The 14,268-nt window shown below is 69.2% G+C and carries 9 protein-coding genes; 3 read left to right on the top strand and 6 right to left on the bottom strand.

The genetic code is table 11. The features are described from left to right. Positions 1 to 27 precede the first annotated feature (27 nt). From ACN27F_RS26855 to ACN27F_RS26870, 4 genes are all read right to left on the bottom strand, one after another. The gene (locus ACN27F_RS26855; RefSeq protein WP_421438064.1) at positions 28 to 3,633 is read right to left on the bottom strand and encodes an SDR family NAD(P)-dependent oxidoreductase; all 3,606 of its coding nucleotides are present in this window, start codon (positions 3,631 to 3,633) and stop codon (positions 28 to 30) included. Positions 3,634 to 3,646: 13 nt separating this feature from the next. Next, complete coding sequence (locus tag ACN27F_RS26860) at positions 3,647 to 4,438, bottom strand: ACP S-malonyltransferase (protein WP_421438066.1); 792 nt, start codon at positions 4,436 to 4,438, stop codon at positions 3,647 to 3,649. Further along, positions 4,386 to 5,594 carry a hypothetical protein gene (locus ACN27F_RS26865; RefSeq protein ID WP_421438067.1) on the bottom strand — a complete coding sequence of 403 codons (1,209 nt, stop codon included), beginning with the start codon at positions 5,592 to 5,594 and terminating at the stop codon, positions 4,386 to 4,388. The genes ACN27F_RS26860 and ACN27F_RS26865 overlap by 53 nt, the downstream gene beginning before the upstream one ends. Before the next feature lie 494 nt (positions 5,595 to 6,088). Then, positions 6,089 to 6,730, bottom strand: coding sequence for a TetR/AcrR family transcriptional regulator (locus ACN27F_RS26870; RefSeq protein WP_421438069.1), 642 nt, complete (start codon positions 6,728 to 6,730; stop codon positions 6,089 to 6,091). Positions 6,731 to 6,886: 156 nt separating this feature from the next. Between ACN27F_RS26870 and ACN27F_RS26875 the strand changes: the two genes are divergently transcribed. Then, positions 6,887 to 8,461 carry an amidohydrolase family protein gene (locus ACN27F_RS26875; protein ID WP_421438071.1) on the top strand — a complete coding sequence of 525 codons (1,575 nt, stop codon included), beginning with the start codon at positions 6,887 to 6,889 and terminating at the stop codon, positions 8,459 to 8,461. A gap of 120 nt (positions 8,462 to 8,581) precedes the next feature. On the opposite strand, the gene ACN27F_RS26880 is transcribed toward ACN27F_RS26875, so the two are convergent. Continuing rightward, entirely contained in the window at positions 8,582 to 9,079 is a 498-nt protein-coding gene (locus ACN27F_RS26880; protein ID WP_421438072.1) for a VOC family protein, read from the bottom strand. A gap of 125 nt (positions 9,080 to 9,204) precedes the next feature. Here ACN27F_RS26880 and ACN27F_RS26885 point away from each other — a divergent pair, with 125 nt between their 5' ends. Both ACN27F_RS26885 and ACN27F_RS26890 read left to right on the top strand, forming a co-directional pair. After that, a complete protein-coding gene (locus ACN27F_RS26885) occupies positions 9,205 to 9,957 on the top strand; it encodes a helix-turn-helix domain-containing protein (RefSeq protein WP_421440472.1) in 753 nt (250 codons plus the stop codon). Between the two features lie 124 nt (positions 9,958 to 10,081). Further along, positions 10,082 to 10,687 (top strand): GNAT family N-acetyltransferase, encoded by a 606-nt coding sequence (locus tag ACN27F_RS26890; protein ID WP_421438074.1) that lies wholly within the window; start codon positions 10,082 to 10,084, stop codon positions 10,685 to 10,687. 72 nt (positions 10,688 to 10,759) lie between these two features. On the opposite strand, the gene ACN27F_RS26895 is transcribed toward ACN27F_RS26890, so the two are convergent. Then, the gene (locus ACN27F_RS26895) at positions 10,760 to 14,095 is read right to left on the bottom strand and encodes a CHAT domain-containing protein (protein WP_421438075.1); all 3,336 of its coding nucleotides are present in this window, start codon (positions 14,093 to 14,095) and stop codon (positions 10,760 to 10,762) included. Positions 14,096 to 14,268: the final 173 nt, after the last annotated feature.

Raw genomic sequence — 14,268 nt, forward strand, 5'->3', positions numbered from 1 at the left:
ATGATGTCCCCAGATCCTGGTCGCGAATCACGCGGAACTCGCCGCGAACTCCTGCAGATCCTCGATGTGGTAGGCGATCTCGGCGGTGGTCCGGTCCGCGAGCAGATCCGCGACGTCGTAGGACACCCCATGGTAGACCGCGATGTGGTTGGCCACTGTGGTCGCCATCAGCGAATCGCCGCCCAGGTCGAAGAAGTCGGCCTGTACGTCGAGCCGGTCGTAGCCGAACGCGAGTGCCAGGCACCTCGCCACGGACAGTTCGACGTCCGAGTACTCCCCGTCCGGGCGGCCGTCGAGGTGCACCGTCACCGCCTCGATCGTCGTACGGATCTTGTCGGTCGCCTTCGCGAGCCGCTCCTCCAACGCGTGCATCTGCTGTTGCACGGTCGCCTCGATGTCGTCCGAGAGCGCCACGTCGTACGAGCGCAGCAGGTGGATGAGCTCGCCGCCGTAGTTGAGCTCGCCGGCGAACAGCCGCGACCGGTCCGACCGCAGACCCGCGTCGAGGACGGCTAGGCCGACGGCGGTCGGCAGCGCCTTGAACATGGTGTCGCCGTTGGTGCCGTAGTCCACGGCCATCCCGATCTCTTTCCAGGCCACCCAGTCCAGCGCGAGTACGTGGCACCGGCCACCCGCCCGCGACCGGGCGAGGTTGTCGAGGTAGTAGTTGGCAGCCGCGTAGTCAGCCTGCCCTGGCGCGGGAAACACCGACGCGACCGAGGAGAAGTGGGCGATGAAGTCCGGCGGGTCGGTCCGGGTCGACTCCTCCAGCACGAAGGCGGAATGGAGTTTGGCCCGTACGACGGCGTCGAACTCGTCGAGTTGGCGGAACATGACCGTGCTGCCGCCGGGCAGGCCGGCCGCGTGCACGATGCCGTCGATCCGGCCGTGGTCGGCGCGCAGCTGCGCCACCGCCTCGCCGAGGGCCTTGCTGTCGCCGGCGTCGACCGCCATCGCGAGCACGCTGGCGCCCAGCGACTCGATGTCGCGTACCGTCTGGAGTCGGTTTACCACGGTGCCGTCGGACGCCGACTCCAGCAACTCGTCCCACTGCTCGCGCGGCGGTAGCCCGGAGCGGCTGAGCAACACGACGGTGATGTCCGGCTGCGCGGTGGCGAAGTCCCGGGCGACGGCCAGGCCGAGCGCGCCGGTGCCTCCGGTGATCAGGTACGTGCCAGCGGGCCTGAGGTACGGCCGGGGGCCGGGGGCCCCGGCGGTGAGCTCGATGTCGGGGACCTCGACGAAGACCTCGCGCATCCGCCGCCCGCCGCGCAGCACCGACAACCCGTACGCGTCGCTGAGGATCTCGGCGCGGACCGCGGTCGCGGGTACGGACATGTCGACATCGATGTGTTTGACCTGGACGTACGGATACTCGCGGACGAGGACCTTGCCGAAGCCGACGAGCGCGGCGTTGTCGGTGACCGCCGCGGTGTCACCCTCGTCCGCGCTGATCGTGGCGCGGGTGAGCACGATCAGGTCGAGCTTGGCTCCGGCCGCCATCAACGCCTTCGACAGGTGGAAGAGCCCGTGCAGGTTCTTCGCCGACCGACGTTCCACCTCTTCGATGTCGGCCGCCGGGGTCTGCTCGAACGCCAGGGCGTACACGAGGTGGGTGACGCCGTGTTCGTCGGCGAGCCGGACGAGATGCTCGAACGAGGTGAGGCTGTCGGCTGCGAACGTCGGACCGTCCGGGCCGACCGGCTCACCGAGCCGGACGATCCGGCTGTCGTCGGACAGCGCGGGAGCCAGCAACGCCTCGGCGTCGGTCGACGGGTCGACCAGGGCAAGGATGGTGCCGGTGCCGGTCGGTTCCGGCGTCGGCGCCGGTCGCAGCTGCACATCGTGGGTGACCGGATGCTGCGCGGTGGTCCGTTCCAGGGACATCGTCTGGCGCCAGTCCGGCGGGAAGTCCAGCCACGCGGTCGTCTCGTCGAAGACGTAGTGGGGCAGCCGGACGACGCGGTGTCCGCGACCCGCCGCCAGCCCTTGCCAGTCGACCGACTCACCTCGCAGGTACGCCTGCGCCGGCTCGGCGAGCGCACCGGTGATCTGCGGCCGGTCGTCGGCGAGGATCCGCTCGATGCCGCTGCGGAGGTCGTCGACATCGCTCACGGCCAGCGCGATCCGGTATCGGTGCGCCGACCGCGACAGTCGTGTGGTGTGGCAGACGTCGGCGATGTCGACACCGGCCAACCCGCCGTCGTCGATGAACCGCAGGTAGCTGCGCAACAACCCGGCCAGCGATCGGATGGTGGCCGCGCTGAGGGTGAACAGGTGTTCGCCAACCGGGTGGTCGTCGGCCGGACCGCTCGGTGGCGGTGGTTTGACGTATTCCTCGACCACCACGTGCGCGTTGGTACCGCCGAGTCCGAACGCGCTGACCCCGCACCGTCGCGGTTCGCCGTCGGTCGCCCACGGTCGCAGGCTGGTGGGGACGAACAACGGGCCGGAGGCGAAATCGAGCTGCGGGTTGGGATTGACGAAGTTGGCCTGCGGCGGGAGTTGGCGGTGATGCAGCACGGCCACCGCTTTCAGCAGGCCGATCACGCCGGAGCCCTCGAACAGGTGCCCGATGTTGGCCTTGACCGTACCGACGGCACAGAAGCTCTTGTCCGTCGTGTGCCGGGCGAAGGCCAACTTCATGCCCTCGTGCTCGATCGGGTCGCCCACCCTGGTGGCGGTGCCGTGCGCCTCGAAGTAACCGAGCGTACGCGGATCGATTCCGGCGTTGTCCCAGGCCGCGAGCAGCAGATCGGCCTGCGCCTGGGCGCTCGGGCTGGTGATGCCGTCGGTGTGGCCGTCGTGGTTGACCGCGCTGCCCTTGATGATGGCGTAGATCTCGTCACCGTCGGCCAGCGCCTGTTCGGTCCGCTTGAGCACCACCGCGCCGGAGCCTTCGCCGAAGCCGGTGCCGTCCGCGGCCTCGTCGAAGGTGCGGGTCACACCATCGGAGGATTCGATGCCGATCGCCGAGTGCGGGTGCTTGACCGGGGCGAAGACGATCCGTGCGCCGCCGACCACCGCCATGTCGCAGTCTCCGGCCAACAGGGCGTTCTTCGCCTGGTGCACCGCTACCAGGGTGGCCGAGCAGGCGGTGTCGACGACGAGGCTGGGACCGCGTAGGTCGAGCAGGTGCGACAACCGGTTGGCGAGCATCGCCGGAATGTTGCCGGTGATCGCCTGCTGGCTCAGCGACGGTTCCACCCGGGAGATGTAGTCCATGTAGGTCGAGCCCGGGTTCGTCGCGAAGCCGACGAAGACCCCGGTCCGGCTGCCGCGCAGCCGGTCCGCCGAATACCCGGCGTCCTCGAGCGCGAGGAACATGGTGCGAAGGACCATCCGGTGGTGCGGGTCGGTGAGGGCGGCCTGCCGTGGCGTCATCCCGAACGCCGCGTAGTCGAACGTGTCGACCGCGTCGAGGTAACAGCCGTTGTGGAAGTCGAGACTGTCGTCGTCGACCGGCTCGACGGTCGTCGCCCGCAGATAGTGGATGTACTCGCTCAGGGTCTCCCGGCGGTGCTGCGGAAACGTCCTGGTGAGACTCGTGCCGGTACTGATGACGCGCCAGAACCCGTCCAGGCTGTCCACCCCTGGCAGCTTCACTGAGGCACCAACGATCGCGATGCTCATCTAACCTGTCCCTTCAGCGAATCCGGCTTACCAGTGCACTCAGGGTGCTTCCGTTGACTTCGTCGAACTGGCTGATCCCCAGTCCACGCAGGGTGGCCACCGTACGGACCCATTGCACCGGCGCGCTGACCTGGTCGGCCAGCAGGTCCCTGCCGGCATCGGGCTGGAACACCTCGCCGGTGACACTGGACACCACGGTGCCGTCTCCGGCGGCGAAGGTGCAGTTTTCCAGCAGGGCGCGAAAGGCCGGTTCGACCGGTGCCATCAGCGGGGTATGGAACGGTCCGCTGACGTTGATGGGAACGACGCGCGCGCCGGGCAGGGCACCGATCGCCTTGGCGGCGACGGCGACCTCGGTCCGGTCACCGGCTATCGTCGTCTGCGTGTCGGCGTTGTAGTTCGCGATGTAGACCTTGGTGAGGCCGGTCTCCCGTAACGCGCGTTGGACGAATGCCGCTGGAACGCCCTGAACGGCCGACATTCCGCCGCCCGTGACGCTGGACATCAGTTCGCCGCGCCGCTGCACCAGCCGCAGTGCCTCGTCGAAGCTGAGCATTCCGGCGGCGACGAGGGCGTTGTACTCGCCCAGGCTGTGACCGGCGAAGAACTGGTATCCGTCCGGATGCTCGGCGAGTTGTCGAAGCCCCATCAGTGTGTTGACCGTGAAAACGGCCGGCTGGGCGTACCGGGTGTCCCGCAGACGTCGCCCCGGGTCCTGCGTACAGAGTTCTTCGACCGAGTATCCGAGGACGTCATCCGCTGTTGCCGTAATGTCGGGGAACTGGGTGAACAGGCCGGCTCCCATTCCCTTGCGTTGTACGCCCTGGCCGGGAAAGAGTAGACATCGCACGCTGGCCTCCTAACGCCGGTGACGCAACACTTTGTTTCCTTGACTCGAAGCGCACACGTCGGCCACCGCTGTCCAGGCATTCCCTGGTGAAACGTCGTGCTGCCGCACCGGGTCCGTAGTCCACGATCCGGTCGGCTGCGGCGTCGGTGATCGCGTGGCGCGTCACCAGCTCCCATTCGATCGGACGTAGCAACACCTGTTCGAGAAATTCGTCGACCAGATCAGTCGAATCCTGCAGGTTGCGCGGGGTGTCGGTGGCGTACACGGGGAAGCGCAGCTGGTCGCCGTCTGGTAGCTTGCCGATGAAGCTGCGGTCATCGTCGACCTGGCGGGCGGCGGCCGCCAGGTGCGGGCTGTGGAACGGGATGGTGTTGCTCAGGAAGGACCAGGCCGTGCCCGTCCGCTCGAACGTCTCGTGGTGTGCGAAGTAGAACTCGAGGAGGTCGGCGGCCGGTCCGCTGAGCACATGGGATTTCGGTGAGTTGGCGAGACTGATCGAGATCGACCCGTTGGGCCGAAAGGCGCCGATCATGCTCATGAGCTCGGCGCGGTGCGGGCCGGACAGCGACGCCATCGGTCCCGGATCCGCCCCGCGGCGCACCCGTGCGCGGTACCGGTCCACGTCGGCCGGGTGTGCGGTCGATGTCGCGACGAGCTGGTGGCCCCGGGCCAGTGTGACCGCGACCAGCCGGAGAAACGCGGTGGCCAGGTCGATGAATTCGTCCATCCGTCGCAGTCGCATCCCGGCGATCATCGCGGCGGGCAGCCCGATGCTGTGTCCCAAGGACGCGACGTCGTCGTTTCCATGATGTCGGGCCGGCTGCAGTTGACAGGTCTGGTGGACGTAGACACAAAGTCCGGCGGCGAACGAGTTCTGCGGTACGTCGGCTGATCGGCCTGCCTTCTGGTCGAGCCAATCCCGTAGCGTGTATCCGTCCGGACAGACCTGCGTGAATGTCGACGAATCGAGGTATGCCGAGACCTTGTCCGATGTGTCGAGCATGGCTTGGAAGAACGCGGTGTTCTCCGGCTTGGTGTACATGTCACGTAGTTCTGGCAGGAGATTCACATCGGTACTGCCGATGCCGTCGAAAAGCAGTAGCGTACGCACGATCAACCTCTGTTTGTCCTACGTGATGGTGACCGAGTGGAAGTGAGGCGTCTTGTGCGTGACCGCGAACCTCTCCGACACGCGATAGTGACGTTATCAGGATGATGACAAGGTGACAATACCCGAAGATCGAGCTCAATGTTTTAGAAATATTGACAGATTTACATGTTAGAAATGTAACTCGCTGTGTTGGCAGGTCTGGACGCTGCGGACCCGACGGTGGAGGCGTCAGGTCGAAGCGCTTCCGCCGCCGCGTCACCGTGGAGCTGGCCTGATTTCGGTACCACACAGGCGCGTCCTCCGAGACGTATTCGGCGCTCGGCCTCCGATCGTGTTGTCCTTATCGATCCGGGCGGGACTGTGACGTTTTGCTGGCGATTGTCGGGGCACCGTCGGTAATAGGGAGGCAGGGCCGCCATGACCAAGCGAAACGCCGACGAGGTCGTCGAGCCCGTTGATCAGGCGGGGGGCGCGCCGGCGGGAGCCGGCGGGGGTCACGGGCAGGGTACGTCGAGCAGCTCGTCGATCAGCGGCCAAGGGGCGCCGAGCATCCGCAGGAGGTCGCGGGTCAGGGCGTCGGCCAGGCGTGCCTGTTCGGCCGGGCCGCGCCGCACGACCTCGCGTAGAACGGCCGCGACGGCACCGGTGGCGGCGATGACGGTGACATCGGTGTCGGACGGCCCGGTGGCGCCCGAGGTGTGCAGGGCCGCGACTGCGGCGAGCAGATCGGGACGTAGGGCGGTCTCGAGGCCGGGTCCGGCTTGGCCGTGCGCGGCGATCTGGTGGGTGAGGATGCGTGCGATCTCCGGCTGCGCGGCGGAGAATCGGCCGGTGAGTCGGATGTTCATGGCGAAGCGGCGCACCGGGTCGGGGGCGGGACCGAGCTGCGCGTCGCGCCAGGCCGTGTAGCGGGTGAACGCGTCGGCGACGGCTGCGTCGAACAGCTCGGCCTTGCTTGCGAAGTGGTTGTAGAACGACCCGAATCCCACGTCCGCGCGGTCCGCGATGGCCTGGATGCTGGCGTCCGCGTCGTCGCCTTCGCTCAGAAGCTGCTGGGCGGCTTGGACGAGCGCCGCCCGGGTGCGGCTCTTGCGGCGCGCGTTCCTGCTGGTGGACGCCTCCGGTTCGTCGGGCACGGGCAGGGATGCTACCGGACGTCGTGCCGCCGTCCGGTCGTCCTTGGCCGCGGGCCAGGTTCCGGTGTCCGCTCAGGTGCCCGGTCATAAAATGATGATCTCATCATCTATGATGCATCCATCAATCATGGCGTCACTGGATCCGAGGAGACCCCGATGTCCGAGAACACCCCGCCCGACGAGGCCGCGGCAGCACGCACCACGTCCCGTCGCCGGCTACTGGCACTCGGCGGTGCCGGCCTGGCCGCCGCCGCGGTCGGCATCCCTGTGGCCCGCAAGCTGCGACAGGAGCTTCCGCCCCGGGTCACCATCGCCGCCGCCGATCCACTGCGCATCGACGGAGTGACCGTGATCGACCCTTCGGACGGCTCCCGTCGGCCGGACGCCACGATCCTGGTGCGTGCCGGTCGGATCGTCGCCGTCCTGGACCGGGCGACCGCCGTGCTGGACCGGACGGCGGAGGAAGCGGCCGGAGGCGGCCCGGTGACCCGGCAGGTCGCCGGTGCCGGCCGGTTCGTCGTTCCTGGCTTCCGCGACATGCACACCCACGCCCTGCAGGCCGACAACCCGCGTCGGCCGCTCGCCGCCATGCTGGCCGAGGGCGTCACCGGCATCCGGCAGATGGCCGGCAGCGACGACCTACTGGCCCTGCGGGCCGAGAGCCGCCTTCCGCTCGACGAGTACGCCCCCCAGCTGCTGACGCTGCCCGGAGCCGTGCTCACCCCGTTTCGGGCGGGCTCCGCCGGCGAGGCGTACGAGGAGATCGACCGGCAGCGCGACCAGGGCGCCGACTTCATCAAGATCGTGCTGTTCGACCGTGACGTGTTCCTCGCGGCCGTCGCGCACGCGAGCGACCGGGGATTGACCACCGCCGGCCATCTGCCTCCCTCGGTGTCCCCGGCAGAGGCGTCCGCTGCCGGTTTCACGAGCATCGAGCACCTCGGCGCGAGCAACGCCACCTGGATCGCCTGCTCCTCGCGTGCGCTCACCGACAGCTCCGGGCTGCCCGTACCGTCGTGGGTTCTGGACGCGCCCTTCGCGGAGCGCGTCTTCTTCCGCGTCATGGACAAACGACTGATCAACCCGGCTGCCTACGACTCCCTGGACGCCGTCGCGATGATGCGGGCGGCACTGGAGTCCTTCGACGAGTCGCGGGCCCGGAGGCTGGCGGCGACGCTCGCGGCGAATCGGACATGGCAGGTGCCCACGCTCGTGCGGCTGCGCACCCAGTACCTGGCCGACGCGCCGGAGTATGCCGAGGACCCCCTGCTCGACCAGCTGTCCGACGACGACCTCGCTGACTACCACGACGTCCTGGACCGGTTCAAGGAGCTGCCGGAGGAGACCCGCGCCACCTACCGCATGGCGTACCAACTGTCCGTGCGCCTGGTGGGGATCTTCCACGAGGAGGGCGTGCCGATGATGACCGGCACCGACGGCGGTGGGCGGGTGCCGGGGCAGACGATGCGGGAAGAGTTCACCGAGCTGGCCCACGCCGGCCTGCCGCCGCTGAGCATCCTCCGCGCCGCGACCACCGCGCCGGCCACCTTCCTCGGCGACACCGACCGGGCCGGCCGCGTGGCACCCGGCATGGATGCGGATTTCGTCCTGCTCGACGGTGATCCGTTGATCGACGCCGGCAACCTGTCCGCGGTCTCCGCCGTCGTGCGCGCCGGGCACTACCTGACCCGCGCGCAGATCCAGGCGTACGGTGCCCGCTCCGGCGCGTAGCGACGGCCGAGACGCGAGGTCCGAGACGCGAGGTCCGAGACGCGGGCGGGAGCCCGACACGGCCGATGAACGCGATCGAGCGACGTATGGGCCGAAGCGCTCGGCGGGCCCGCCGCATCGTCAGCTCTGCTGGGCGACCCAGTCCGCGACGCGCCGGGCACTTTCCTCCTCGGAGAGATCCTCCACCCGCGTCATGACCGACCAGCGCACGCCGAACGGATCGCGGATGCTGGCGAACCGGTCGCCCGAGACGAACGTCGTCGCCGGCTCCCGTACGGTCGCCCCGGCGGCGGTGGCCCGCGCCAGCGTCGCGTCGACATCGGGGCAGTACACCCCGATCGAATAACAGTCCTGGTCTCCAGCCGGCGGCGCGATCAGACCGTAGTCGGCCATCGGCTCGCCAAGCTGCAGTTGGCCGTTGCCGAAGTCGAGAACGGCGTGGGCCACGACGCCGCCCATCTCCGCGACGTCCACCACCCGGGCGCCGAACACGTCACGGTAGAACTCGATCGCGCCGCGAGCCTGCGGGATGACCAGGAACGGGGTCAGACTGGTGACGCCATGGGGTGTGCCGTTGGTGGTGTACTGGCCGTTCGCGGCCGGCAAGGTGTCGGTCATGACGCCGACGCTAGGCCTGTGGGCGGCGGCTGGCTTGGAGATTCGCGACAGCCCGTAGCCTGGCCTTTGTGCGCCACGACCAGCGCGGCATCCTGTACCCGGCTCGGCTGCCGACGTTCGCCCGGCTGCCGCCGCCGGAGCCGGTGGCCGCGTTCGTCCGCTGGTTCTGGATCCCCGAGTGGCGGCTCGCCGCCGGCCGTACCTCCCGGCAGCACGTCATCGCCTTTCCTGCCTGCAATCTGGTCGTCGAGCCGCATACGGTGGGACTGTCCGGTCCGACGACCCGGCGGTCCCACCGCGACCTGACCGGGACGGGCTGGGCGGTCGGGGCCCTGCTACGCCCGGCGGCGGTGCCGTTCTTCGTCGCGGATCCGGCGCGGCTGCGCGACGCGTACCTCGTGGTCGACCTTCCTGACCTGCAGTCCCGCGTCACCGACGCGATGACCGGGGCCACCGAGCGCGCACAGCGGCATGTGCTTGCCGTCGATGCCTTCGCCGGCTGGCTCACCGCGACGCTGCCACCGCCGGACCCGGAGGCGTTGCTGGCGAACACCATGACCGAGCTCATCGACACCGATCCCGGGGTGGTGCGGGTCGAGGACGTCGCGGCCCGTCTGCACGTGTCGATCCGGTCCGTGCAGCGCCTGGCCCGCCGCTACGTCGGCCTGCCGCCGCTGGCGATGATCCGCCGTCGCCGGCTGCAGGAGGCCGCGCAGCGGGTACGCACCGATCCGAGTACCGATCTGGCGGCGGTCGCGGCGCAACTCGGCTACGCCGACCAGGCTCACCTGGCCAACGACTTCCGCACGGTGCTTGGCTTCACTCCCAGCGCCTACCGAGGCTCGACGCAAGGCAGCGGGACGGCCGTCGTGCGGTAGCGGCAGATATGTCCGTTCGAGCCCTCCGTGACGCAGCTCCGACATCCGCCGGAGGCTGTCGTCGACGGTGAACACCGGTACGTAGCACGGTCTTCGCGCCGACTCGGGCTGGCAGGATGGACGCGTGGCTACCGTCATCCAGCCGGCACTGCAGCCTGCCTACCCGGTCCGGACCGAGCGGCTGCTGCTGCGCCCGCTCACCGGTGCCGACGTCGACGCGTTGCTCGCCTACCGCAGCCTGCCCGAGGTCTGCCGTTATGTTCCGTTCGAGCCGATGACCCGCGACGTCGTCACCGAACGACTCGCCACCCAGTGGGCCAACCCGGGACTGACCGACGAGGGTCAGGCCCTGACGCTGGGCTTTGCGATCGCCAGAACCGGGCAGCTGATCGGTGACGTGATCCTCTTCTGGCGCAGCAGGTCGCACCGGGGTGGGGAGATCGGCTACGTGGTGCATCCCGACTTCGGCGCTCGGGGCTACGCCACCGAGGCCGCCAAGGCGCTGCTGGGTCTGGGCTTCGATCACCTCGGCCTGCACCGCATCGTCGCCCGGATCGACGAACGCAACGAAGCCTCGGCGCGGGTCGCCCGTCGGTTGGGCATGCGCCAGGAGGCCCGGCTGGTGCGCAGCGAGCTCTTCAAAGGCGAGTGGATCACCGAGCTCGACTTCGCGATGCTGGCCGACGAGTGGCCCGCGTACCGCGACGCCGGGCGCGGCGATTCGCGATAGCGCGACCGTGCGGGCCCACCGGTCCGGTCTGCACGCCAACCGCGATCGCCGGGTAGCGACCTGCACCGACACTCACGTGCCAAGATGCACGAACGGTGCCCAGAGGTCTTGCCGGTGCGGCCGCTCTCGGCGGAGTTGCCGAAGCGTCAGATGTAGCGCTGCTGCCGCGCGCTCGGGCGCGACGTCGCCGTCTGTGGCGAGCTTTTCGTAGACCAACCTGGCCACCTGCGAGGCGACGGCGTCGTCGATCGACCAGAGGGTGCCTACCACGTGGCGCCAACCACCGTAGCTCAGCGCCGCGGCAAGAGTGATGGACTCGTCGGCGGCCAGGAGCCCACCGGTCGCCGTCTTACACGCTGACAAGTAGACGAACTCGCCGGCCGCCCCTGCCGCACCGAGGAGGTCGTTGATCGTCAGTAACCCGTCGACGAGAGCCAGGCCGCCCCGCGACGGGTCGGTGAGATCCTGCGTACCGTGACAGCTCAGGTGCACGATCCGGTGACTGGACAGTCCTTCGGCCACGGCCTGCCGGGTCGCGCTGCGTCCGCTGAGGACGCGTAGACCGGGCAGCACGCGCCGCAGCGTTCGTACCTCTTCCTCGACGGCGGGCAAATCCGGATGTCCTGGTGTCTCCGGCATCGCCACGGCCAGCGGTCGTCCCGCCTGTCCACTCGCTTCGTCCACGTCGTCTCTGCCCAGCGCTCGCAGGGTCGGTACGTACGACGACGAGATCACCCGGTCCAGCACACCGTCGGCGGCGTGCAGCGGAAGCAGGGCGAGCAGCCCGGTCGGGCACCACCAGAGCCGGGGCCATCCAGCAGGCCGAGCTGGCCGGTCGAGAGCGGTAAGGACCGGCGCGGCGATGGTGGACCACAGCCAGGCGTGCGTGCGCGACGTCCTGGACCGCACGCCGTCGGGTGGGACGAGTTCGCGGTGTGCGGTGCCGGTGGCGATACCGAGGTACGAGATCAGATGTTCTCCGATGGCGTCCACAGTGAGATCCGGGAGCTCGACGACCTTGACCTCGTCGCGGGAGATGACCAACGCGTCACAGCGCCACCGGCTCGCGGTCACCAGCACCACGTCCCGTCGAGCCACCCAGCCCCGTATCTCGCTCCAGGTCGCCGGGCGCAGGAAGCGGTCCGGCCGGGGAAACCCGGCCGACGGCGGCAAGCCCCTGATCCGCGCGACGACGGCGTCGAACCGGGCGGCGACCGCACCGCGTCGGTCGACGAGGTCGGACAACACCAGGTCGCCGACCCCTTCGATCGTGGCGTTGAGCGAGTCGCGGGCGGCCTCGAACTCCTCCGCGAGGTCAGGGGCGATCTCGCGGAGGTCGGCGACCTCGGTACGGGCCTCCAGCAACTGCGTCCACAGCACTCCGCGTGCCTGCTCGAGCAGTTCCACCGCCCGTTCGGGCCGACCAGCGGCGATCGCCGCCGCCGCGGCCTCCGCCGCTAGCCCGGACATCTCGCCGAGAAGTCGTTGCCGATCCGCCCGGCTCAGTCCGCGCCAGGCGAGCAGCGGGAGCAACCCGACCGCGGCGGCGTACCCGTCGCAGCCTGCCGCCAGCCCGTGCCGTTGAGCCAGCAGATCCGCGGCCCCACGAGCCGCGTGTATCCGGTTGCGCACCGGTGCCGATGCGTTGCCCGCCAGCTCCTCCCAGACGGCCACGGCCATCTCGGCGTCGGCCTGGCGGCGTCGGTGCTCGTAGCGCAGCGATGCCGCACGGCCTGCCGCGACGAGAGCACCGACGCGCTCGCCCCGACCGACCGGCAGGCAGGCGAGTGCCTCGGCGGCCCGGTCGATCGCCTCGTCCAGCAGCGCGGAGTCGGGAAACGACCGTGTCATCGCGTTGATCGACATCACGAGATTGACGATCCGGCCCGGCCGTTGCGGGTCGTCAGCTCGGCTCGTATCGACGACTTCCCGATGTACGTCGATCGCTGCCATGAAGGCGGCGGGGTCGGGGACGTCCGCGAAGAACGCCCGCATCGAAAGTGCTGTGCCGAGGTTCGACAGCAGTCCGGTCCGGGCGTGGTGGCCGACCGGAACCAGCTCTGTCGCCTGCCTGGTCAAGGCCACGGCCTCGTCGAGATCCTGCCGCTCACGAGTTTGTAGGAAGCGGGTGAAGAGCGTGACGCCGCGCATCCCGACGAACCCGGCGGCGTCGCTGTGACCTGCCGGGAGCATCCTGGTCGCGGATCCGGCGGCGGTGACGGCTGCGTCCAGGTCTTCGGTTGCCCCGGTGCGTACGCCGCGACGCTGGAGCAGTTGGCCCAGATTGTTGACCGCACCGGCCCGAAAGGGATGGTCCTGCGGACACAGCCGCACGATCTCGCGCGCGGCGTCGATGGCTTCGTCGAGGGTGTCGAGGTCGTTGTCGAGGCGGTAGCGGGTCAGCTGCGTCGTACTCAGCGCGTTGAGCGCGATGATTCGGTCCGGCGGATCCATCGGCTCCGTGTCCAACGTCTCGCGCACGATGGCGAGCGCTTCGGACAGGTCGCCCGGATCGCCGCGTTCGTCGTATCTGGCCTGCAGCACGCCGACGAGCAGGTTGCGGACCGCGGCACGGGGTACCGCGGTGCCAGGTGTGTCGATCAACGTTCGGACGAGTGCGGCAGCCTCGTCAAGATTGGCACCTGGCCGGCGCAGCTGTGCCTGGGCGAGCAGGACGTTGGCCAGCTGGTAGATCTTCACCTGCCACGCCGCCGTTCCGGCCGGGCCGGTCGCTGTCGCGATCCGCAGCAGGCGGGCCGCCTCGTCGAGGTCGCCTGGCGTGTCGGTCTGTTCGTACCACTGCTGGTACGCGACGGCGAGGTTGCCGATCACCTGGGGCCGGTGCGCATCGTCGTCGGCCATGAGTTCCAACGCGCTGCGGTACAGCGCGATCGCCTCGGGGATGTCCTGGGGATGGGACGTGGTCCGTTGCGCTCGGCTCAGGAGCGTGTTCGCGGCGTTCGCCAGCGCGTTCGCCCGGTCGGGGTGGCCGGCGGGCAGGGCGGCCAGCGCTTCGCGCCACAGTGGGGCGCAACGGTGCCATCCCCAGGCGTCGTCCACCCCGTCCAGGCGACCGGCCAGCTCGGTCGCGGCGAGGAGCAGCGCGTGCGCGGACCCACCGAAGCCTGCCAACGCCCGCCACACCTCGGGAAGGTCTTTGACCACCTCCGGTGGGAGCTTCGCGAGCCAACGTCCGGTGGCGAGGAAGTCGGTGTTGTCCGCGCCGACGGGCAGCGCGTTGAACCGGATCTGGTGGAACCGGGCAAGCGCACCGAAGGCCGCCGGCGACGAGGCGACCTCGGCCAGTTCCTGCGCTGTGGCGAGCAGGTCGGGATCCAGCACGGTCGCCGGGTCGGACCGTTCGATCCGCCGCTGGAGCAGCCAAGTGAGCCGTACCTCACGCAGCACGCCGGTACCTCCCGTCCCGTCCCGTCCCCGCTACCTGACGGACAGCCGCGGCGAGGCGTTTCCGGTGAGCTCCGTCCCGCAAATCGGGGATGCCGTGTCTATCGCGTAGCCCACATGTATGCCAGGATTGGATCCAATGATCGTCTGACTGGATTCGCTAGTGGGAGGGGTGC

It is taken from the genome of Solwaraspora sp. WMMB335 (assembly GCF_049179075.1).
GTDB lineage: Bacteria > Actinomycetota > Actinomycetes > Mycobacteriales > Micromonosporaceae > Micromonospora_E.